The organism is Pseudomonas fluorescens (assembly GCF_000730425.1).
Taxonomy (GTDB): Bacteria; Pseudomonadota; Gammaproteobacteria; order Pseudomonadales; family Pseudomonadaceae; genus Aquipseudomonas; species Aquipseudomonas fluorescens_X.
In genome coordinates, this window is the sequence record NZ_CP008896.1 from 1,749,657 (window position 1) to 1,769,549 (window position 19,893).

The window sequence follows — 19,893 nt, forward strand, 5'->3', positions numbered from 1 at the left end:
CAAGCCGGCTCCTACAGAAGCATTCGGCCAAGTGTTTGAACTGATATCATCCAAGCATCAACGCGCTGAGTAGAAAGCATGAACCGTCGCAAGAAAATCAATCAGATATTGAAAGCCAACGCCAAAAAGGCCAATGCCAAACTGGCCCCCAAAAGCAAGGACAAGTACATCAGCAAGGCCGACCGTTTGAAACTGGAAGCGCAGACCGCTCAGGACACGACGACCGCCCCCGATACGCCCAATTGACTCAAGACTACCCCCTCGACAACTCTCACCCCCCGCACACGCTCTGGCAGTCCGACCAGCCGCCGGGCGTTTGACTCCCCCGTCAAAGCCCGCATAGCAGGTGGCAGGCTTTCTGGGCGGGTTGTCCGGCCCCGCCATCGGCCTGTGATAACGTGCCCCCAGGCTTACTGTGCAGGCACCCACCCCATGTCCATCACCGACAATCTGCTCGCCTTTACCCTGGCAGCAACGCTATTGACCCTCACCCCCGGGCTCGACACCGCGCTGGTGTTGCGCACCGCTACGGTAGAGGGCAAGCAGCAGGCGTTGCGCGCGGCGCTTGGAATCAATGCGGGCTGTTTTTTATGGGGTGCTGCGGTGGCCTTTGGCTTGGGTGCGTTGATTGCAGTATCAGAGATGGCGTTCAACCTCCTGAAGTACTGCGGCGCCGCTTACCTGGCGTGGCTGGGACTGAACATGCTGTTGCGCCCACGCCGTTCACTGGCAGCTGGCGAGCCCCCTAACCACCCCGGTACTCGCTGGTTCTTGAAAGGCATGCTCGGCAATGTGCTCAATCCCAAGATCGGGATTTTCTACGTGTCGTTCCTGCCGCAGTTCATTCCCCAGGGGCATTCGTTGGTCGCCTGGACATTTGGCCTGGTGAGCATCCATGTGGTACTCGGCCTGGCGTGGTCCCTGATCCTGATCGGCGCCACCCAGCCGCTGGCCGACGTGCTGCGCCGGGGCAAGGTGATCACGTGGATGGACCGCAGCACCGGCCTGCTCTTTGTGTTGTTCGCTGCACGGCTGGCCTTCAGCAAACGCCAGCCCCTGTAGGAGCCGGCAAGCCGGCTCCTACCGCTAAATGGCGATCTACATCAGTAACTGCGTAATCCAGAGTACCTCCTGCACCAGCTCCTGCACTTTGTGCTCGGGCAACGCCTGTCGCGCCTCGGCCAACTGGCTCAGGGTGCGTTGCTTGTAGCGCAGCAGACGCTGCCACTTGGCCAGGAAGGCTGGGCTGCGGGCCTGCATCTGCAACGGGCCGAAGTACAGTTGTTCAGCGCTGTAGCTCACCGGCCCACTGCGCTCGGCGACGATGATTTCGTAATCGAAGCGGTTTTCCCGCAGCAGTTCCTCGCAGAGGATGCGGTAGCCGTTGTCCATCAGCCACAGGCGCAGGGGTTGTTCGCCGCCGTTGGGTTGCAGGATCAGGCGTTCCTGGCCGCTGAGGAACGCCTTGCCGCTGTCGAGAATATCGCGGATGGTCTCGCCGCCCATGCCGCAGATACTGACTGCATTGATCCGGTCCGCCGGCTCGATTGCCGCCAGGCCATCGGCCAGACGCACTTGGATATGCTGCTCCTGGCCGTTGTCGCACACGGTACGCTGGGCCGCGCGCAACGGCGTCACCGCCACCTCGCCGGCGACCGCTGCGACAATCGCGCCACGGTTCATCAACGCCACCGGCAAGTAGCCGTGATCCGAACCGATATCGGCCAGCCGCGCTCCGGCCGGCACCTGCGCCGCCACGCGCTCAAGGCGCATGGACAATGTGTTTTGGTTCAACTGCTGTTCCTTTTCAAGGTGCCACATGCCTCACTGAGGGCCGCAGGGTAAAGCCTGGACACGCGCCAGGCCAGCGCCAGCACACCCTCGCCCATCCCAGGCCCTGCTCCGCGCCCCCACAGGCCATGCAAAGCGGTTGCAGCAAAGATCGGGCAGGACTATAAAACCTCGACTTAACCTGAGGGCAACATCCATGGCAGCAGAAAAAACCCCGGACGGTGTGCGCTCCCTCACCATCGGCGAGGTGGCCAGGCGCAGCGGCGTACCGATCTCCACCTTGCACTTCTATGAGTCCAAGGGTTTGATCGTCAGCACGCGCAGCGCTGGCAACCAACGGCGCTTCCCGTCGCTGGTGCTGCGCACTATTGCGATTATCAAGGTGGCGCAACGCACCGGGATCCCCCTGGAAGAGATCAAGCGCGCCATGAGCCGTTACCCGCCCAACAGCAAACTGACGGCCGCGCAATGGAGGGAAATGTCCTCGGCCTGGCGCGACAACCTCAACGAACGCATCCGAACCCTGGAAGCCTTGCGCGACAGCCTGGACAACTGCATTGGCTGCGGCTGCCTGTCATTGAACGACTGCCCCTTGCGCAACCCAGGCGACAGCCTGGGCCAGGAAGGACCGGGGCCGAGGATCCTGGAGCGCACCAGCCGGGCCGAACCCGCCCTGTAGGAGCCGGCTTGCCGGCGAAAAACCTGAGAGCGGCATCGGGCGCCAGGCTCCCCGCGTTATCGTTGACGATTTTCGCCGGCAAGCCGGCTCCTACAGGTCAATCCATGGGCAGCAGGTCGGTGTTGACTATGCCGAGGACACTTTTGAAGTAAGCCACCCCGGGCGCTTTCCTGATAATCGAGGGCTTACTGACGAAATGCCGAGGCCCCGCCATGACGCATGCATCCACCGAACAGGTCCCGCCGCAAACCCTGAGAAAAGTCATCGTCGCCGCCGGTATCGGCAATTTTGTCGAGTGGTTCGACTTCGCCGTGTATGGTTTTCTCGCCACCACCATCGCCCAGCAGTTTTTCCCCAGTGGCGATGCCAGCGCAGCGTTGCTCAAGACGTTCGCGGTGTTTGCCGTGGCCTTTGCCTTTCGGCCACTGGGCGGGATTTTTTTCGGCATGCTGGGCGATCGCATCGGCCGCAAACGCACCCTGGCGATGACCATTTTGCTGATGGCCGGGGCGACGACCTTGATCGGCCTGCTGCCCACGTATGCCGCAATAGGTGTTACGGCGCCGATTCTGTTGTCGCTGATCCGTTGTGCCCAGGGCTTTTCCGCCGGCGGTGAATACGCCGGGGCCTGCGCCTACCTGATGGAGCACGCACCCAGCGATAAACGGGCGTGGTACGGCAGTTTCATCCCGGTGTCGACCTTTGCCGCCTTCGCCTCGGCGGCGGTGGTGGCCTATGCGCTGGAAGCCTCGCTGTCGGCCGAAGCCATGGGCAGTTGGGGCTGGCGCCTGCCGTTTCTGATCGCCGCGCCGCTGGGCCTGGTGGGCCTGTACCTGCGCTGGCGACTGGATGAAACGCCGGCATTCCAGGCGGTCAAACAAGAGCACGCCGTGGCCCACTCGCCGCTCAAGGAAACCCTGCGCAACCATGGCGCGGCCATCTGCTGCCTGGGCGCCTTTGTGTCATTGACGGCACTGTCGTTCTATATGTTCACCACCTACTTTGCCACGTACCTGCAAGTGGCCGGTGGGCTGAGCCGGGCCACGGCGTTGCTGGTGTCGCTGATTGCGCTGATCTTCGCCGCCGTGATGTGCCCGGCGGCCGGCTGGTATTCCGACCGCGTCGGGCGGCGCGTCACGGTGATGACCGCCTGTGGCCTGTTGATGGTGGTGGTGTATCCATCGTTCCTGATGGCCAGTTCCGGCTCGTTCACCGCGTCCATCGTCGGCGTGATGCTGCTGGCGGTGGGGGCGGTGTTATGCGGCGTGGTCACCGCGGCCCTGCTCTCGGAAACCTTCCCGACCCGCACGCGCTACACCGCCTCGGCGATCACCTACAACATGGCCTATACGATCTTCGGCGGTACTGCGCCATTGGTGGCGACATGGCTGATCAGCACCACCGGCAGCAACCTGTCACCGGCGTTTTACCTGATTGCCGTGGCCTTGCTCGCACTAGCCGGTGGCCTGGCCTTGCCGGAGACCTCGCGCATTTCCCTGCACGACGCCTGACGCCAGGCGAACCTTTCTTGCACAAACACCGTCCGAGCTAGGGCACTGATGCTTTTCGCCCGCTCGGAGGTTTGTATTTGAAAGCTGCCATCGTCAAAAAGTACCGCCTGATCATCAAGACCATGGGTTATGTAGGCTGGTCACTGTTCTGGCTGCTGCTCTGGGATATTGCGGTCACCGTGGACTTCATGCTGTTCCTCAATGCCAAGATCAATTTGCCGCTGATGCCCCTGACGTTGCTCGGTTCGGCGCTGGTGGTGCTGATCAGCTTTCGCAACACCAGCGCCTATAACCGCTGGTGGGAAGCGCGCACGCTGTGGGGCGCGATGGTCAACAACTCGCGCAGTTTTGCGCGGCAGGTGCTGACGTTACTGGATGACCCCGAGTGCGAGGTCAACCCGATCAAGTCGACCCTGCTGCGCCGCCACGTGGCCTATGTAAATTGCCTGGCAGCGCACTTGCGCGGTGAGCCATGCCCGGAGGAAGTGCGGGCATTTATCCCCACGGATGAGTTCGCACGCAACGGTGCCACCAACAACTTTGCCAACGACATTCTTACCGGCTCCGCCGCCTTGCTGGCCCGGGAGTACAAGGCCGGGCGCCTGGACAGCATTCGCCTGGCGCGGCTCGAATCGACCATGGTCGACCTGTCCAACAGCCAGGGCGGTATGGAACGCATTGCCAATACGCCGCTGCCCTACCCCTACGTGTATTTTCCGCGGCTGTTCATTTCGCTGTTCTGCCTGATTGTGCCGGTGGGGCTGGTGGAGTCCCTCGGCTGGTTCACCCCGCTGGCCTCGACGGTGGTGGGGTTTATGCTGCTGGCCATCGAGCGCATCGGCACCGACCTGCAAAGCCCGTTTCGCGCAAGCGAACACCAGATCCAGACCGAAGCCATCTGCGAAACCATCGAGAAAAACCTGCAGTCGATGCAACGTGATTCGCTGGGAGATTCACACAGGGACTGCCATTAAAAAGCCTTCATCCTGCGACCCCTTAATACTGATGCGTCGCGCCAAACATTTTGTTTATCGCAATGCGCTCGCCCAGGCCGCCAGGCACAGCCCACCGCAAAAACCCCATGGGTCACCGTGCTGCGCAACCGCGCAGCCTTGGGCCTGCTGATGCGGGTCATGAGCCTGGGGTTGCTGTCGCGCCTGGAGCGCCTTGCCAGAGCAACGCGCTAAACCCATGGCTGGTGGCTGGTCACACAGTGAATGCCACCACCACCGGCGGCGATCGCATCGATGTCCAGCTGCACCACCTTGCGCCCCGGATAAAGCCGGGATAGCAGGTCGAACGCCTTGCGGTCGGCAGTCTTGTCGCCAAATTGCGGTGCGATCACAGCGCCATTGATCACGAAGTAGTTGATGTAGCCGGCGGCATAGTCCGGGTTGTCACGGCTGAAGCGGTTGCGGCGTGGGTTCAGCGGCGGCGATACGGTATGCACTTGCAATGGCCGGCCATCGGCATCGGTGGCCTGCTTGAGAATGTCCAGGTGGGCCAAGGTCACCTTGTGGTCGTAGGACTCGGGATCGGTGTCCAGGTTGGCGATGACCACGCCCGGCGAGACAAAGCGTGCGTAGAAGTCGACATGGGCGTCGGTAATATCCTTGCCCTTGATGCCCGGCAACCAGATGATCTTGCGCAAGCCCAGCCGGCTCTTGAGTTCGGCTTCGATGTCGGCCTTGCTCCAACCGGGGTTGCGGTTGGCATTGACCCAGCTGCTTTCGGTCATGATCCCGGTACCGTGGCCATCCACTTCGATGGCACCGCCCTCTCCCACCCGTTCGCTGCGGATATAGGTTGCGCCTGCCAGTTCGGCAACGTGAGCCGCCAGCTCGGCATCGTCGGCGTGCTGCTGCTTGTTGCCCCAGCCGTTGAAGTTGAAGTCCACCGCACCCAGTTGACCCTTGTCATCCACGACAAAGTTGGCACTGGTGTCACGCATCCAGATGTCATCCAGTTCCGTGTGGACAAAGGTGATATTGCGGGTGCCACATTTCTCTTCGGCCAGCTCGCGCTCATCTTCGCGACAGAACACCGTGACCGGCTCGTACTCGGCAATCGCCCGGGCAATGCGGCCCAGGGCGTCCTGCACGGCGGGGGTGAAATCTTCGTGAATCGCCTCCTGGGCGCCAAAGGCGATAAAGGCGCGCTGGTGCTTCTCACCCTCGTCGGGCATGAACCAACGGCCCAGAACCGCTGCCTGCACGGGCAGCCCCATGGACGCGGCAGCGCCCAGGCTGGCCACCACCGCGGCCTGTTTGATGAATTGGCGTCGTGTGCTCATAGGTACCTCTGTGTGGGCCATCATTGACCGATGGCCGTCTTGAATTTAGTCCAAACCCGCATGCGTGCACGCATATCGGCCTGGGGAATGTCCTGCCCGGCCACCAATCGCCCGAAGGTGGTGGCGTCCGGGTAAATCTGCGGATTGTTGGCCATGGCAGGCTCAACGCTCATGCGGGCCTTGGCATTGGCCGTGGGGTAGCCGGTGGCGTTACTGATCGCCGCCATGTTCTCAGGGCGCATGACAAAGTTGATGAACGCGTAGGCGTATTCCGGGTGCCGCGCATCCACAGGAATGGCCATGGTGTCCATCCACACCGTCGTGCCCTCACGGGGGATGTGGTACTGGAACCGTGCCTTTTTACCCGCCGCATCGGCGGCCCGCTGGGCCTGGGTCATGTCGCCGCTGTAGCCCAGGGACAGGCACAGGTTGCCATTGACCAGGTCAGTCACCGGCTGCGACTGGAACTTGCGGATGTACGGTCGCAGCTTGAGCAACAGGGCACTGGCCGCAGCCAGGTCTTCGGGCCTGGCACTGCGCGGCTCGCGCCCCAGGTAGATCAGCGCGACGGCCAGCACCTCATCCGGCGAGTCGATCAGCGAGATACCGCAATCGGCAAATTGGCTGGCCAGCTCCGGCTTGAACAACAGGTCCAGGCTATTGACCGGTGCATTCGGCATGCGCTGCAGGATCTGCTCGGTGTTATAGGTCAGGCCGATGGTGCCCCAGGTGTAGGGCACCGTGGCCTGACTGGAGGCTCGGTAATGGCTGCGCAGCTGTTGCAGGCCCGGCTCGATATCGGCCAGCGCCACCAGCTTCGCCGGATCCAGCGCCTGCAGGCTGCCGGCGCGCATCAAGCGCTCGCCTACCGTATCGCCGGGGAAGATCAGGTCATAGCCACTGCCACCGGCCATCAGCTTGGCCTCCAGGGTCTCGCTGCCCTCCATCACATCGTAGATCACCTGGATCCCGGTTTCGGCGGTGAAGCGCGCCAGGGTGTCCTCGGCAAAATAGTCGGCCCAGTTGTACAGGCGCAGGATCTTTTCATCCGCCTGTACCGTCGGGATGACGATGCTCAGGGCCAGGGTGCAGTGGATCAGCTTCATGTCATACCCCTTGGGTCTGCCAGCGTGGGTGCAGGTGGCGACCGTCCTGAGTCAGCAAGCCGCCATACATTTCCGGGCGGCGGTCGCGGTAGATGCCCCAGGTCAGGCGCTCTTCAGCCATGGCCGTCAGGTCCAGGCGCTGGAGCAACACACCGGCGCTGGCGCGGTCGGCCTCGGCCAGCAGTGCACCTTTGTGGTTGCAGATAAACGACGAACCGTAGAAGTCCATCTGCAAGGCCGGGTCGCAGGTCGCCACTTCCCGGCCGACACGATTGGCCGCCACCACCGGCAGCAGATTGGCGGCAGCGTGCCCGCGCATGGTCATCTGCCAGTGGTCACGGGAATCCAGGCTGGCACAGCCGGGCTCGGAGCCGATGGCGGTGGGAAACAGCAACACCTCAGCGCCAAGCAACGCCAGGCAGCGGGCGGTCTCGGGGAACCACTGGTCCCAGCAAATGCCCACGCCGAGGCGGCCGAATGCGGTGTCCCAGACTTTGAAGCCGGTATCGCCGGGGCTGAAATATTCCTTCTCCTGGTAGCCGATGGCATTGGGGATATGGGTCTTGCGATACACCCCCAGCAACTGCCCGTCGGCATCGGCCACGCTCAATGAATTGAAATAGGCATTGCCGGCCTTTTCGAACCAGCTCAACGGCAGCACCACGCCCAGTTCCCTGGCCAGCGCGGCGAAATGCTTGAGCAGCGCGCTGTGGCGGTACTCCTCAGCCAGGGCCAGGTGTTTGTGGTGCTGTTCGATGCAGAAATACGGCGTGGCAAACAGCTCTTGCAGCAGGATGACTTCGGCGCCCTGACTGGCCGCTTCACGCACCAGCCGTTCGGCGTGTTCAAGGTTGCGCTGCAGGTCCCAGCTGCAGGGCATCTGGGTGGTGGCGATGGTCAGCGAGCGCATGGCGTCACTCCTTTACCGGCCAGGCAGGCTGCTGCTGGGTGATGCAATGCACGCCCCCGCCGCCATGGGCCAAGTGATTGATACGCACCGGTACCACCTCACGACCTGGAAATGCCTGGGCCAACACCTGCGCAGCCACTTGATCCGCCGCGATGCCATAGGCCGGCATGATGATCGCGCCGTTGGCGATGTAGAAGTTGGTGTAGGACGCGCAAAACACCTGCGCGTCGGCATCCACCGCCTCGCTGGCCTCAACGAGTTCGATCAACTCAAACCGGCGGCCCTGGGCATCGGTGGCCAACTCCAGGGCACGGCGGTTTTCCCTGACCACCTCGGCATACACCGACCCCTGATCGTGGGTGGCGTCTACCAGCAACACCCCAGGGCGGGCAAAGGCGCAGATGCCATCAACATGGCCATCGGTCATATCCCCGGTGACATGCTGCGGGTCGCCCGGCAGCCAGATGGTTTTTGTCACCCCCAACCAGCGCGCAAAAAACGCCTCCATCTCGGCCTTGCTCATGCCCGGGTTGCGATTGGGGTTGAGCAATACCGACTCGGTGGTGATCAACGTACCCTCACCATCCACATGAATCGCCCCGCCTTCATTGCTCAACGGCGTGCCGAAACACGGCAGGCCCAGGTGGTTGAGGGTGCGCCGGGCGAGGCTTTCATCCAGGTCGTGGGCCGACTTGCCGCCCCACGCGTTAAAACGCCAGCTGACACCGGCCAGGCCCCATTGCGGGTGGCCAATAAAGCTGGGGCCGGAGTCGCGGCACCAACTGTCGTTGACCGCCAGCGCGATCAGCTCAATGTTGGGCCCGCACAGGGCTTTGGCGCTGTCGAGTGCAGAGGGGTCAACCACCAACTTCACCGGCTCGAAGCGCGCAATGGCATTGGCGACCCGGGCAAAATCCGCCTGCACCTGGGCCAGGGTCACGCGCCATCCCGACTCCCAGAGTGCCTGGTTATGGGGCCAGACCATCCAGGTCGCAGCATGCCTGGCCCATTCCGCCGGCATCCACCAGCCGCTGTGTGGCATTTCGTTGTGCAGCATGACAACCCCCTTGAGTTAAGCCTTTGTGTTCACCGAAAACGACGTACACGGTATGGGGATGCATGCTACGGTTGGCCTGACCGTCAAACAAACGATGGATTTTGCAGATAAATGATTAGAGAAACTTATCAGCATGCTTAAACACTGGCCGCCCCTGGGGGCACTGCGCGGCTTTGAAGCGGCAGCGCGACTGGGCAGTTTTCACAAGGCTGCCAATGAACTGCACCTGACCCAGTCAGCCATCAGCCAGCAGATCCGCAGCCTGGAAGCGTACCTGGAACAGCCATTGTTCTTTCGCAATGGGCGCGCCGTCGCCCTGACCGATGCCGGCCATGACTTCCTCAGCACAACCCAGGCGCTGTTGCAGCAACTGTCGGTGGGTGTGCGGCGGCTGGGGCAGTACCGCAAGGCCAATCAACTGGTGCTCAACACCACGCCCGCCTTCGCCCGCCACTGGCTGCTGCCGCGCCTGGCCGACTTCCGCCAGCACCATCCGGACGTGGACTTGTGGCTGTTCAGCACCGACGAAGTACCGGACATGGCCACCCAGACCATCGACCTCGCCGTGCGCGACGACATCAGCGCCCAGGCCGAATGCAGCTTCAAAGTACTGCACGCCGACCGCCTGTACCCCGCCGGCCACCCCAGCGTACTGGCGCTGCCCCGCGAGCAACGCACGACCCTGCATGGCGAGCGGGAAATGGACTGGAGCCATTGGGCAGTGGAAGCCGGGATCGATGTGGGCCAGCAGGATCACGGGCTGAATTTCTCCGACCCCGGCCTGCTGCTGGACGCGGCCTGCGGCGGCCTGGGCATCGCCCTGGTCAGCCAGTTGCTGAGCCAGCAGGCGCGGGACAACGGCCTGCTGCAACCTTTGGTCGACGCGACCATCCGCGGCCCCAACTGGGCCCTGCTGACCCACCGCGACAGCGAAAACGACCCGTTGGCGCGCAGCTTCAGCCAGTGGTTGCTGGACAATCTGGCATTGGGAGGCCCCCATGAGTGAAGGACTGGACGATATTCTGGCCGATCAGTTGGCGGTGATTTTCTGCGGGATCAATCCGGGCCTGCTGGCCGCCGCCCAGGGCCATCACTTTGCCGGGCGCGGCAACCGCTTCTGGCGCACCTTGCACCTGGCCGGGTTTACCCCCCATCAAGTGCCGCCCGAGGATGACCGGACTCTGCTGCAGTACCACTGCGGACTGACAACCGTCGTGGAACGGCCGACCGCGCGGGCGGATCAGTTGTCACAGGACGAGTTCAAGGCTGCGGCAGAGGGTTTTGAACAGAAAATCCGCCGTTATGCGCCGCGCTATGTGGCATTTCTGGGTAAGGCCGGTTACTGCGCGCTGTCGGGTCAACGGGAGGTGGCGTGGGGGCTGCAACCGCGAACGCTGGGGGAGGCTGCGGTGTGGGTGCTGCCCAATCCCAGTGGGCGAAATCTGGCGTTTACACAGGAGCAGTTGGTGCAGGCCTATGCTCGGCTTTATTGCGCGTTATAGCGCAGCAGGCATACGCACCGCCTGCGCCCGCTCGGAAAGCGCTATGCCAGGAGGCAGCAACGACAGCACATAGGCCATCCGCGATGCACTGCCCAGGTTCACGATAAAGGTGAACGGCGAATCGGCGAATTCAAAAATCAGGTTGAAGGTGCCATACGCAGTACGCATATCCACCCGTGATACATCGCGTAACAGCCGTTGTTTTTGACGTAAAACCCGGTAAATCATCTGCTGACCATCAAGACGAAACACCGGGTTGAGGCTATTGGTGGCCAAGGCCACCCACGGCACCCTGCGCAACCCGATGAACGTGGCCAAGACTGGAATCGCCTTGCCATCAAGGCCTGTGCCGGGGGCATAGGCCGCAGCGGCTGGCTTGGGTTTACGCAGCTTCTTGAACAGCCAGTATATGAACCAAAACGACAAGCCCTGGGCAATGATCACCATTGCACCGAAGGCTAACTCCACCCAACTGATATTCATGGTTTTTCCTTAAACGCCCAATATCTGTGGCATTGCGCCGAGGGGTAAACGGCTCCACACCATGTCACACGCCGCTTGAAAAACACACAAAACGATTGACTTATCCTTTTCAATCAGTAAGATACGCCGCATTCCGCGATAGCTCAGTTGGTAGAGCAAATGACTGTTAATCATTGGGTCCCTGGTTCGAGTCCAGGTCGTGGAGCCAGACAAGGTTCCAGAGAAGGCTTTCAAAATCTCTGAAACCCCCGAAAACCCGCCTTCTGGCGGGTTTTTTCGTTTTGGCGTTCTGTCGGATTCCGGTGGATACCAGCCATTTTAAGGGTAGAGTTTGGGATAAAGGTCAGTTCGATAAAAGGGAGTACCCTTATGTCGCGCACTACTGCTCCACTCTCCGACGCCGCTTGCCGTTCGGCCAAGCCCACAGACCGCGCCTACAAGCTTTTCGACGGCGACGGCCTTTACCTTCTAGTCCAACCCAATGGCCGCAAAGGCTGGCGTCTCAGATACGTCAAACCTGATGGCCGGGAAGGACTGACCTCATTCGGCAACTACCCCATCGTTGGCCTCTCGGATGCGCGCCGCAAGCGCTTGGAGGTCAAGCGAATGCTGGCGGATGGCATTGACCCTATAGGAGCCAAGCACCAAGCCAAGACGCAAGCCCTAATCAAAGGCCGCACCTTTGAAAGCGTTGCCCTCGGCTGGCACACGGAAATGTCAGCCAAGTGGGCACCGGACTATTCCAAGACAGTGATGAGTCGCCTCAAAACTCATCTCTTCCCGCTGATCGGCGCCCGCGCCATTGTCGACCTTGATACCCACGACCTTATGCGGCCCCTGGACGCGATTAAGAAGCGCGGAACGATAGATATTGCTTTAAGGGTACAAAACTACCTGCAGAGCATCATGCGCGAGGCAAAGCGCCTCCGGCTTATCACCGTAAACCCTGCTTACGACCTCGTAGGCTCGATCAAAGCCTCGCGGGTCGTCCACCGCCCCGCCTTATCCTTATCGCGCTTGCCTGAATTGCAGGAACGGATCGACACCTATAAAGGCCGCGCACTTACCCGGCTGACGGTCTTGCTGTCGCTGCACGTGTTTGTACGCTCCAGCGAGCTGCGCTTCGCCCGCTGGAGCGAGTTCGACCTCAAACGTGGCGTCTGGGAAATACCCGACACGCGACCAGCGTTGGAAGGCGTACCCTTTTCCACAAGGGGTACGAAGATGGCAGGCGATATCCATCTTGTACCCTTATCGCCGCAAGCGATCGCCCTGCTCGAGCAGATCCACGCAATCACAGGCAAATTTGACTTGGTGTTCGCAGGCGATACCAAGTCTTGGAAACCAATGTCCGAAAACACGGTGAACAGCGCGCTTCGGAAGATGGGGTACGACACCAAATCCGAGATCTGTGGGCATGGGTTTCGTTCGATGGCCTGCAGCGCACTGATCGAGTCAGGCTTGTGGACGGACACAGCCATCGAGCGGCAGATGAGCCACAAGGAACGCAACAACGTCCGCGCCGCTTACATCCACAAGGCCGAGTTCATCGAGGAGCGCAGGCTGATCATGAACTGGTGGAGTCGCTACCTTGAGGCTAATCAGCAGAAGCATGTCAGCCCACGCGAATTCGCCAATCAGACGGGTGCCAATGTCACTCGCCTAAAAGCAAAACGTGGCGCAACTGAGTAAGCGCTCGGTCCTCATATCTCAGTGATCCGTTTGTCCACGCGGGTCCATCCAAACAGGGCTGCAAAGCCGCCCTGTTTGGATGGACCTCACTTAAAAAATCTAAAGCCCACGCAATTGTCTGTGGAAAACCACTGATTTCCATTAGTGGATAATTTCATCCACAGCCGCAGAACTCCCGAAAATTCGAGCCTTGACCCTAATTCTCCACAGGCGTAGAAAAGGTCGGGCAAAGCGCTGTCGCTGACAGCAACCCAGGTAGCCAGAACCTTTAAGGCTACGCCACACCGTGGTGGTTCTCCCAAAGTGCGATTAGCGTCCGGCGGCTCGCACGGTCACTCACCGAGTGATGGATGCCTACTTTTACCAGTGTGCCCACTGCGGCAACTCATACCCTTTTATAGCTGCCCTGCAGCAACCTATTCGCTTGGCCATTTCATTGCGCCAACCTGCGCCCGTCTCTTTCTCCCGGAAAGAGACGGGCGCTCCTACCGCTGCTGCAGCCCAACTCGTACAAGGCTTTGCGGCATTCCCCCTCGTGACAATCGGCGTGACAAACACCGAAGTCACCAGCAACAGCGATGCAGATGATGGTGCCGCAGCCCAAGGAATGGGTTGCACCTGACTGACAGTCAGGCATGCCCCGGTCATCTCATCACTGCCTTCACCCGACTCAGGATCTCGCGGCGCTGGTCTCGTCAGCCAGTGCAGCCTCCACCCGCCCACTTCCTCGGAAGTGCTCAGGAGGTCAGATCATGAGATGCCCAAGCTCCCGGTCGTAAGGAGCCGCCAGTCCCGCGTGAGTGGACAACCCTCACAGGCCGCAGGGGCCTTGATCCCTGATAACACTCAACATTCTTGGCGGGATGACGTGGGGAAGGTTTTAAAAGTATTGGCTTCGAGAGGCGTTCGATCATGGCACTGGTGGGCAGGCGAGATGGACGCAATTTTGGCTATGGCCGGCAACTGAGTTATGCCGGGCCGCAGGCATTGCGCGATCTATTTGGCGGCGGGCATTACGGGACCGTCAAGGCGCACAGTGATCGCTGGCAGGCGTTTGTACGCTGGTGTCGCTCGGAGGATGGGCCAGGGTTTAACGATGCGCGGCAGATTGATCGGCAGACCTTGCTGGACTACGCCGGACATCTGCGCCAGCACGTTGAACAAGGCGCTATCGGCATCGCCACCGCGCAAAACCGGTTGTCCAGCGTGAACCGAACGATGGCTGCGCTGCGCGGTGATCAGTATGTGAAGGTGGCGAGTCCGAGCAAGGCGTTGGGAATGCGGCGCACCAGTGTTCGTCGCTCGGTGCCGCAAGGCCAAGACCGCGAACACGTGAAGCGGGTCGTAGACGGGCTCTGCGGACATCAGCAGTCGCGCGCCGCCTCCATCGCGCAGTTGGCGCGAGCAACCGGTATGCGCTTACGCGAGGCGATTTTGGCCGACCTTCCCCGACTACAACGGGAAGCCGAGCAACTCGGGAGGATCAACATCCAAGACGGCACCAAAGGTGGCCGATCCGGCGCCTCGGCCCCTCGGTGGATGAGCACATCCTCGACGCACTGGCATTCGCCCTTCAAGTCTCGCCTGACGGTAGCCGCAACCTGCTTGCAGCGAATGAACGCTACCTCGATTTCCAACAGGTAATCGTTCGCCCCGCACGGGAGATTCTCCATGCGCACAACCTCAAGGGTTTCCACGAATTGCGGGCGACCTATGCGTGCAAACGCTATGAGCAAATCACCCAGCATCCTGCACCCATCAACGGTGGCAGCTGCTACCAGCCCGACCGACACCTCGATCAGGAGGCCCGAGCACAAATCAGCTATGAGCTGGGGCACGGTCGTATCGACGTAGTTTCGGCTTACATAGGGGGCCGAGCATGAGTAAGGCATTCGATATGGAGTTGTTCCTGGCGGGCGGGTCTCATACCACACGCCAACGCCACCTGCGTCAGCGAAGGCTATCCAAACAGCAATAGCTGATCGCTGGCGACGCGACAATCCATGGACTTGGCAGCAAAAGCATCTCGCATGGTTCCTATATCACCATATGAACCAGCACGCTGAATCGACGCGCTATTACTATCTGCTGACCGTGCACTTGCTTGCTCATCGTCTAGGAAAGTCCTGGCAGTTCAACCGCCAAACAAGGGCCAACAACCGGCCAAAAACGAACCTTTGAGCAGGGTATCAAGATGTCAGCGAAGTACCGTCAGATAGACACCACAGGCTAGTGCCACCAGCCCAGCCGGGATGGCCAACAAGGAGATCTGGTCGATCATCTTTGACTGATAAATGACATCGGCGAGGTCGTCTGTCTCTGCGGATGCACGTCGCTTCAGTACGGGCACAAGGCACAGTGCATTGCCGAGAACAGCGATGCCTCCTGCCACAACTTTTAGGGCATAAATTCCGTCGAAGCGCGCAGGCTCGATGAGCAGCAATCCGGTCACCAGCACCACGCTGAAGGCGGGCATCTCGAAGAACAGATCGATCTGGCTGTGCAGCCTGGCGACTGTGAAGCCCTGACTCCGACTCTGTGCTCGGGTGCGTTCAAGCAGGTACTCGACCGCTACGACGCCCAGCCAGAAGGCCACGGCGAAAAGATGTAGTTGAAGCAAAAGGTTAAATCGCATGGTGTTCTCCTCAGTCCCTGATCAAACCTGGCGTCTTAGTTGGTGCATCGGAGCGTCTGTCGGGATGATCGCGCTCAAGAAAGCGACGCAGCCCCTCGCGGGTCTCGGGTTGATGGATGGAACGGTTGAAGCACTCCGCCTCGATGCGCAAGCCCTCAGCCAGGGGTTGACCATAGCCGCGGATCGCGGCCTCCTTGTCCGCGCACATGGCGGGTTGAGGGAGGGCACAGAGGAATTTGGCCAGCTCCATCGCACGCTCCAGTGAGCGCCCTTTGGGGACCACTTCATTGGCCAAGCCAATGGAGAGGGCTTCAGAGGCCGAGATGACCTTGCCTGTCAGGATCAGCTCCATTGCCCTGCCCAACCCCACGATGCGCGGCAGGCGTTGGCTGCCGCCATCGGCCAGGCCAATGTTCCAGCGGCGACAGGTCACACCGAAGGAGGCGTGCTCCTCGGCGATGCGCATGTCTGCGAAGCAGGCCCATTCCAGGCCGCCGGCGTAGGCAGCGCCATTCACAGCAGCGATCACGGGCTTGTAGATGTCCGTCCAACGGCTGGGTCCGAGAATACCCGGGCGCTCGCCGCGGTCGTGCGCAGCAATCTCGTCCGCGGTGGAAGGCACCAGGTCAAATCCTGCCTCAAGGTCTCCACCGGTACAGAAAGCTTTGTCGCCGGCACCAGTGATGATCGCAACCAGAGCACTCTGGTCATCCCGGAAACGTGTCCAGGCCTCCACCAGCTCCAAGTGGGTGGTTGGCCCAATGCAGTTGCGCTTGTCTGGGCGATTGAAACGGATGACCCTGATAGGGCCGTGTGTCTCGTAGTCGATTTGGGTAAAAGCCATAGCAGCTAGCCCTCTTGTTATTGTTCTGTGCGGATGATCAATGCCACGCCACGCGCTGATTGAGCGGGAAGCGCAACCGTGGGTTGTAGACCGCGCGTTCTCCCGGCATCCCGACCGCCAGCAGCATGACTGGGATTGCGCCTTTCGGAACGGGCAGCACCTGCTTCAGACGCTTCTCATCGAAGCCCTCCATGGGGCAGGTGCTGTAGCCGTGGCTCTGGAACGCCAGCATCAGGTTCTGCGCCGCCAGCGCTGTCGACTTCACGGCCCAGAGTCGCATCTGTTCCAGGCTATTGGGCGTGCGCATGACGGGGCGCCTGAAGCCCATCAGCCTGACCATCTGTCGTTTGAGCAAACCGCGCCAACCCAACCAGCCCTGGTTGTACTGGAATGGGGCGCTGTTCTTGTAGAAATGCTCAATCGCCTTGGGCACAGCGGGTTCTGGCCAAAGCCTGAGTACATCGGCACATGCCTGTTCCCAGGTGTTCGAATGTGCGAACACGGCAATGATCAGCGGTGCTTTCGCAGCGCTCTGGCCCAAACACACAGGCTGCAGTTGTTGCAGGAGATCGGGATTGCGTACGACATGAAAAGACCAAGGCTGCAGATTGCATGAGCTAGGTGCCAGCATTGCCAGCTCCAGGCACTCCTGGATAACCGCCTTGGGCACCGCTTCGGCCGTGAAACGTCGCACTGCGCGCCGACTTTCGACCAGTGAGCGGAATACCTTGGCGGATGCAGAAAACTCTGTGCGTGGCGCGGTGGTGCTCATCAGCGGCATCCCGTGCCAGCGCGACTTTGCGTCGTTGTACTGTTGCTCTGCGCCGCAAACCAGTTGAGCACCTCGTCCCAGGCATCCGTAGCTGAAGCCCGGAAATACCCCATGTGACCGATGGGGTGCTTTTTCGTCTCGGGATGGAGATCACGCGTCAGCAACGGAGCATTGCGATAACCCTTGAGGAAGGCGTCTCGCGAGGCAGGAGGCGCCCATGGGTCATCCACCGCATTGGCGAAGACGCAGGGCATGCGGACTTCTGCATAAAGGCTGGCGACCGGAGCCATTGAGGGATCGTCGAAGAAGTAATGGGGGTGGGCACACCAGCGCCGCCAGTCTTTGTAGACACCCAGCGGCAGGTCATCGCCCATCCCCAGCATGCTCCAGGCCATGTAGCCCTTGTACGCGACGATCAGCGGCAGAACACAAGACCACAGCAGGCGAACCTTGAAGGCTTCAAGCCTGGGCATCCACCCGGCCCATCCGGCGCCAGTACCGAAGCAATAGGCAGAAGTGATCTTGTGATGATTGGGCAGCAAGCCCAGAGCATGCCCACCAAAGGAGTGGCCGACCCAGAACAGCGGAGTCCTGCCATCGTCCATGTGCTCAACGGCTGCTGCCAGATCGCGAAAGCCCCAGTCCAGGTAGGACATCTCGAAACCTTTCAGGGATGTGGGCCTGGACTCTCCGATACCTCGGTAATCGACAGTCAGGACGTTGAAGCCTTGTTTACTGGCATGCTCGGCGAAGCGGCGGTAGAAACGCTGTTGCACACCGGTCGCACCGGCCATGATCAGGTTGCCCTTCAGATTGCCCTGTGCTGAATAGCGGGTGGCGGCGAGGCGGTAGCCGTCGTCGGCCACTAGCGTCAGTTGATCAATCACCGAGAAGGTGGCGGCTGAATTAGGCAGAGTCATTCAGAGCACTCCTGCTGTTCTGCGCCAACCAGTTCTTTTCGGAGAATCTTGCCCACATTGCTCTTGGGCAAGTCGTCTCGGAAGATGATGCGGCGGGGACGCTTGTAGCTGACTAGATACTTTTCGCAGTGTGCGATCACGTGGACCTCATCCAGATAGGGTTGGCGACGAACGACGTAGGCGATGGGTATTTCTCCGGCCTTCTCGTCAGGAGCCGGCACGACCGCCGACTCCATCACCCCGGGGTGAGCATTCAGAACTCGCTCGATCTCCGAAGGGAAGACTTTGAATCCCGAGGAAATGATCATTTCCTTTTTGCGGTCGACCAGGCGCAGATAGCCGTCCGGGTCGAAGAGACCGATGTCCCCCGTGCGGAAGAAGCCATCGCTGGTGAATGCAGACGCGTTTTCTTCGGGCCGTCGCCAGTAACCGGCCATGATGGCGGGGCTGCGCACACATATCTCGCCGGCACCGACGGTGACCTCGTCGTCATTCTCGCTTCGTAGGGAAATTTCAATTCCCGCTACTGGCAAACCTACCGAGCCGGGGCGGGAGCGTCCGGCCGGGTTGCAGGAAATCAGTCCGGTTTCAGTCATACCGTAGGCTTCGGTGATATGGCAGCCAGTGATCCGGTGCCAGAACTTGGCCGTGGACTCGCTGACCGGCATGCCCGCACCGAGGCAGAGAGCGAGGTCCGTGAAGTCCTGCGAGTGAAATTCTTCGTTCTCCAGGAGCGAGTTGTAGAGGGTGTTGACGCCGGGGAAACTGCTTATGCGGTGCCGGGACCACTCTTTGACAAACGCCGTGGTATCGCGTGGATTCATCACCAATACCGCTTTACCGCCTTTGGCCAGGGTGAAGAGCAGATTGCCCAGGCCGAGAATGTGGTAGAGCGGCACCGCGAGCAGCAACACGTAATCCGGCTCGGCCCTGCCTAAAAGATGCGGACGCAGAGCCGAATGCTGTTGGCCAACGTTGAACAGCAAAGCCCGATGACTGATGGGCACTCCTTTGGGCTGCCCTGTAGTGCCACCGCTATAGATTATGAAGGCCGTCTGCTCGGCTGTAATGGGCGCGCGTTGACTTAGTTTGGTCGCACGAGTCGCTACGACCTTGCGCCAGTCGACGGCTCCTTCTATGCGGGTGAACTTACTACCCAAGCGTCGATGAGCTACCCAATTAACCAATGACCGTCGCCAGCCTAGTTGATCACCTGGGGCGACTTGCACAGCAATACTTACACCGGCCTTGAGCATGGCCTGCTGGACACCCTGGCCCATGGGTTCGAAGAGAAATACGGCTTTGACTTCACTGTCCTTGAAAACCTGCGCCAGCTCCTGCGGCGTATACAAAGGGTTCACACAGACGGCGATCAAACCCGCCCGGATTATTCCCAGGCACGCCACCGGATGGGCGAGCATGTTCGGCAAAGCGACTGCAACCCGAGCTCCCGGTTGCAGCCCCTGGTTGATCAACCAGGTCGCTACCGCAGCACTCAGATTCTGTAATCGCTCGTAGCTTATGTTGGCACCCATTGCCGACAGGGCCGGGGCTTTAGGCGTTTTCATAGCGCTACGCTGCAGCAGCTCTTCTATGGTGCAAACCCCAAGGTCAGCAAGCTCGCTGCCACTCTGCGGGGTACTGACTAACTTCAGTTTCTCATTATCTTTTTTATTTGAACGATTCATCTGTGGTCCG

General features: G+C 60.6%; 19 protein-coding genes, 1 tRNA gene and 2 pseudogenes. 11 read left to right on the top strand and 11 right to left on the bottom strand.

Annotation, left to right across the window (positions count from 1 at the left end):
- Nucleotides 1–78: 78 nt before the first annotated feature.
- Entirely contained in the window at nucleotides 79–246 is a 168-nt protein-coding gene (locus tag HZ99_RS27660; RefSeq protein WP_080727686.1) for a DUF2986 domain-containing protein, read from the top strand.
- Between the two features lie 186 nt (nucleotides 247–432).
- On the top strand, nucleotides 433–1,062 hold the full coding sequence (locus tag HZ99_RS07525) for a LysE family translocator (RefSeq protein ID WP_038442090.1): 630 nt from the start codon (nucleotides 433–435) through the stop codon (nucleotides 1,060–1,062).
- Between the two features lie 36 nt (nucleotides 1,063–1,098).
- Here HZ99_RS07525 and HZ99_RS07530 read toward each other — a convergent pair whose 3' ends face one another.
- Nucleotides 1,099–1,794: a tRNA (adenine(22)-N(1))-methyltransferase gene (locus HZ99_RS07530; protein ID WP_309544538.1), complete on the bottom strand. Its 696-nt coding sequence runs from the start codon at nucleotides 1,792–1,794 to the stop codon at nucleotides 1,099–1,101.
- A 193-nt stretch (nucleotides 1,795–1,987) separates the two neighbouring features.
- Between HZ99_RS07530 and soxR the strand changes: the two genes are divergently transcribed.
- The 3 genes from soxR to HZ99_RS07545 all read left to right on the top strand — a co-directional run bounded on the left by soxR (nucleotide 1,988) and on the right by HZ99_RS07545 (nucleotide 4,955).
- Nucleotides 1,988–2,470, top strand: a complete 483-nt coding sequence (soxR, locus tag HZ99_RS07535) for a redox-sensitive transcriptional activator SoxR (RefSeq protein ID WP_038442092.1) — start codon at nucleotides 1,988–1,990, stop codon at nucleotides 2,468–2,470.
- A gap of 212 nt (nucleotides 2,471–2,682) precedes the next feature.
- Nucleotides 2,683–3,981: an MFS transporter gene (locus tag HZ99_RS07540; RefSeq protein WP_051903112.1), complete on the top strand. Its 1,299-nt coding sequence runs from the start codon at nucleotides 2,683–2,685 to the stop codon at nucleotides 3,979–3,981.
- A gap of 77 nt (nucleotides 3,982–4,058) precedes the next feature.
- Nucleotides 4,059–4,955: a bestrophin family protein gene (locus HZ99_RS07545; RefSeq protein WP_038442093.1), complete on the top strand. Its 897-nt coding sequence runs from the start codon at nucleotides 4,059–4,061 to the stop codon at nucleotides 4,953–4,955.
- 209 nt (nucleotides 4,956–5,164) lie between these two features.
- Here the strand turns inward: HZ99_RS07545 and HZ99_RS07550 are convergent, their stop codons facing one another.
- Genes HZ99_RS07550 through HZ99_RS07565 form a run of 4 tightly spaced genes read right to left on the bottom strand, consistent with a single transcriptional unit; the run spans nucleotide 5,165 to nucleotide 9,347 of the window.
- A complete protein-coding gene (locus tag HZ99_RS07550) occupies nucleotides 5,165–6,274 on the bottom strand; it encodes an agmatine deiminase family protein (protein ID WP_038442095.1) in 1,110 nt (369 codons plus the stop codon).
- A 20-nt stretch (nucleotides 6,275–6,294) separates the two neighbouring features.
- Nucleotides 6,295–7,380, bottom strand: a complete 1,086-nt coding sequence (locus HZ99_RS07555; RefSeq protein WP_038442096.1) for an extracellular solute-binding protein — start codon at nucleotides 7,378–7,380, stop codon at nucleotides 6,295–6,297.
- 1 nt (nucleotide 7,381) lies between these two features.
- Nucleotides 7,382–8,290, bottom strand: a complete 909-nt coding sequence (gene aguB / locus HZ99_RS07560; protein ID WP_038442097.1) for an N-carbamoylputrescine amidase — start codon at nucleotides 8,288–8,290, stop codon at nucleotides 7,382–7,384.
- Between the two features lie 4 nt (nucleotides 8,291–8,294).
- The gene (locus HZ99_RS07565) at nucleotides 8,295–9,347 is read right to left on the bottom strand and encodes an agmatine deiminase family protein (protein WP_038442098.1); all 1,053 of its coding nucleotides are present in this window, start codon (nucleotides 9,345–9,347) and stop codon (nucleotides 8,295–8,297) included.
- Between the two features lie 133 nt (nucleotides 9,348–9,480).
- On the opposite strand from HZ99_RS07565, the gene HZ99_RS07570 reads away from it, so the two are divergent.
- Nucleotides 9,481–10,353, top strand: coding sequence for a LysR substrate-binding domain-containing protein (locus HZ99_RS07570; protein ID WP_038442099.1), 873 nt, complete (start codon nucleotides 9,481–9,483; stop codon nucleotides 10,351–10,353).
- Nucleotides 10,346–10,849 (top strand): G/U mismatch-specific DNA glycosylase, encoded by a 504-nt coding sequence (mug, locus tag HZ99_RS07575; protein WP_038442100.1) that lies wholly within the window; start codon nucleotides 10,346–10,348, stop codon nucleotides 10,847–10,849. The genes HZ99_RS07570 and mug overlap by 8 nt, the downstream gene beginning before the upstream one ends.
- Here mug and HZ99_RS07580 read toward each other — a convergent pair.
- Entirely contained in the window at nucleotides 10,844–11,332 is a 489-nt protein-coding gene (locus tag HZ99_RS07580) for a hypothetical protein (RefSeq protein WP_051903114.1), read from the bottom strand. The genes mug and HZ99_RS07580 overlap by 6 nt on opposite strands.
- A gap of 132 nt (nucleotides 11,333–11,464) precedes the next feature.
- Between HZ99_RS07580 and HZ99_RS07585 the strand changes: the two genes are divergently transcribed.
- The 4 genes and pseudogenes from HZ99_RS07585 (at nucleotide 11,465) to HZ99_RS29180 (ending at nucleotide 15,205) form a co-directional block, all read left to right on the top strand.
- Nucleotides 11,465–11,540 (top strand) — tRNA-Asn (locus HZ99_RS07585).
- A 161-nt stretch (nucleotides 11,541–11,701) separates the two neighbouring features.
- On the top strand, nucleotides 11,702–13,024 hold the full coding sequence (locus HZ99_RS07590; protein ID WP_020302255.1) for a tyrosine-type recombinase/integrase: 1,323 nt from the start codon (nucleotides 11,702–11,704) through the stop codon (nucleotides 13,022–13,024).
- A 912-nt stretch (nucleotides 13,025–13,936) separates the two neighbouring features.
- A pseudogene (locus tag HZ99_RS27670) lies at nucleotides 13,937–14,907 on the top strand (integrase domain-containing protein).
- A pseudogene (locus HZ99_RS29180) lies at nucleotides 14,904–15,205 on the top strand (hypothetical protein). Before HZ99_RS27670 ends, HZ99_RS29180 begins: the two co-directional pseudogenes overlap by 4 nt.
- A gap of 16 nt (nucleotides 15,206–15,221) precedes the next feature.
- On the opposite strand, the gene HZ99_RS07605 reads toward HZ99_RS29180, so the two are convergent.
- From HZ99_RS07605 to HZ99_RS07625, 5 genes are read right to left on the bottom strand one after another with little or no spacing between them, the layout of a single operon-like run.
- The gene (locus HZ99_RS07605) at nucleotides 15,222–15,659 is read right to left on the bottom strand and encodes a hypothetical protein (protein ID WP_032904920.1); all 438 of its coding nucleotides are present in this window, start codon (nucleotides 15,657–15,659) and stop codon (nucleotides 15,222–15,224) included.
- Nucleotides 15,660–15,669: 10 nt separating this feature from the next.
- Nucleotides 15,670–16,503 (bottom strand): enoyl-CoA hydratase/isomerase family protein, encoded by an 834-nt coding sequence (locus HZ99_RS07610; RefSeq protein ID WP_032902055.1) that lies wholly within the window; start codon nucleotides 16,501–16,503, stop codon nucleotides 15,670–15,672.
- A gap of 37 nt (nucleotides 16,504–16,540) precedes the next feature.
- Nucleotides 16,541–17,275: a nitroreductase family protein gene (locus HZ99_RS07615; protein WP_032902085.1), complete on the bottom strand. Its 735-nt coding sequence runs from the start codon at nucleotides 17,273–17,275 to the stop codon at nucleotides 16,541–16,543.
- The gene (locus tag HZ99_RS07620; protein WP_032902053.1) at nucleotides 17,275–18,195 is read right to left on the bottom strand and encodes an alpha/beta fold hydrolase; all 921 of its coding nucleotides are present in this window, start codon (nucleotides 18,193–18,195) and stop codon (nucleotides 17,275–17,277) included. Before HZ99_RS07620 ends, HZ99_RS07615 begins: the two co-directional genes overlap by 1 nt.
- Nucleotides 18,192–19,883: an AMP-binding protein gene (locus tag HZ99_RS07625; protein ID WP_038442104.1), complete on the bottom strand. Its 1,692-nt coding sequence runs from the start codon at nucleotides 19,881–19,883 to the stop codon at nucleotides 18,192–18,194. The genes HZ99_RS07620 and HZ99_RS07625 overlap by 4 nt, the downstream gene beginning before the upstream one ends.
- Between the last annotated feature and the right edge of the window lie 10 nt (nucleotides 19,884–19,893).

Excerpts from the sequence above, each read along its gene's own strand:
- aguB (WP_038442097.1), bottom strand. The coding sequence starts at position 8,290 with ATGCGCTCGCTGACCATCGCCACCACCCAGATGCCCTGCAGCTGGGAC.
- HZ99_RS07555 (WP_038442096.1), bottom strand. The coding sequence starts at position 7,380 with ATGAAGCTGATCCACTGCACCCTGGCCCTGAGCATCGTCATCCCGACG.
- HZ99_RS07610 (WP_032902055.1), bottom strand. The coding sequence starts at position 16,503 with ATGGCTTTTACCCAAATCGACTACGAGACACACGGCCCTATCAGGGTC.
- HZ99_RS07620 (WP_032902053.1), bottom strand. The coding sequence starts at position 18,195 with ATGACTCTGCCTAATTCAGCCGCCACCTTCTCGGTGATTGATCAACTG.
- HZ99_RS07605 (WP_032904920.1), bottom strand. The coding sequence starts at position 15,659 with ATGCGATTTAACCTTTTGCTTCAACTACATCTTTTCGCCGTGGCCTTC.
- HZ99_RS07570 (WP_038442099.1), top strand. The coding sequence starts at position 9,481 with ATGCTTAAACACTGGCCGCCCCTGGGGGCACTGCGCGGCTTTGAAGCG.
- HZ99_RS07550 (WP_038442095.1), bottom strand. The coding sequence starts at position 6,274 with ATGAGCACACGACGCCAATTCATCAAACAGGCCGCGGTGGTGGCCAGC.
- HZ99_RS07565 (WP_038442098.1), bottom strand. The coding sequence starts at position 9,347 with ATGCTGCACAACGAAATGCCACACAGCGGCTGGTGGATGCCGGCGGAA.
- mug (WP_038442100.1), top strand. The coding sequence starts at position 10,346 with ATGAGTGAAGGACTGGACGATATTCTGGCCGATCAGTTGGCGGTGATT.
- HZ99_RS07540 (WP_051903112.1), top strand. The coding sequence starts at position 2,683 with ATGACGCATGCATCCACCGAACAGGTCCCGCCGCAAACCCTGAGAAAA.
- HZ99_RS07590 (WP_020302255.1), top strand. The coding sequence starts at position 11,702 with ATGTCGCGCACTACTGCTCCACTCTCCGACGCCGCTTGCCGTTCGGCC.
- soxR (WP_038442092.1), top strand. The coding sequence starts at position 1,988 with ATGGCAGCAGAAAAAACCCCGGACGGTGTGCGCTCCCTCACCATCGGC.
- HZ99_RS07525 (WP_038442090.1), top strand. The coding sequence starts at position 433 with ATGTCCATCACCGACAATCTGCTCGCCTTTACCCTGGCAGCAACGCTA.
- HZ99_RS07615 (WP_032902085.1), bottom strand. The coding sequence starts at position 17,275 with ATGAGCACCACCGCGCCACGCACAGAGTTTTCTGCATCCGCCAAGGTA.
- HZ99_RS07580 (WP_051903114.1), bottom strand. The coding sequence starts at position 11,332 with ATGAATATCAGTTGGGTGGAGTTAGCCTTCGGTGCAATGGTGATCATT.
- HZ99_RS07625 (WP_038442104.1), bottom strand. The coding sequence starts at position 19,883 with ATGAATCGTTCAAATAAAAAAGATAATGAGAAACTGAAGTTAGTCAGT.
- HZ99_RS27660 (WP_080727686.1), top strand. The coding sequence starts at position 79 with ATGAACCGTCGCAAGAAAATCAATCAGATATTGAAAGCCAACGCCAAA.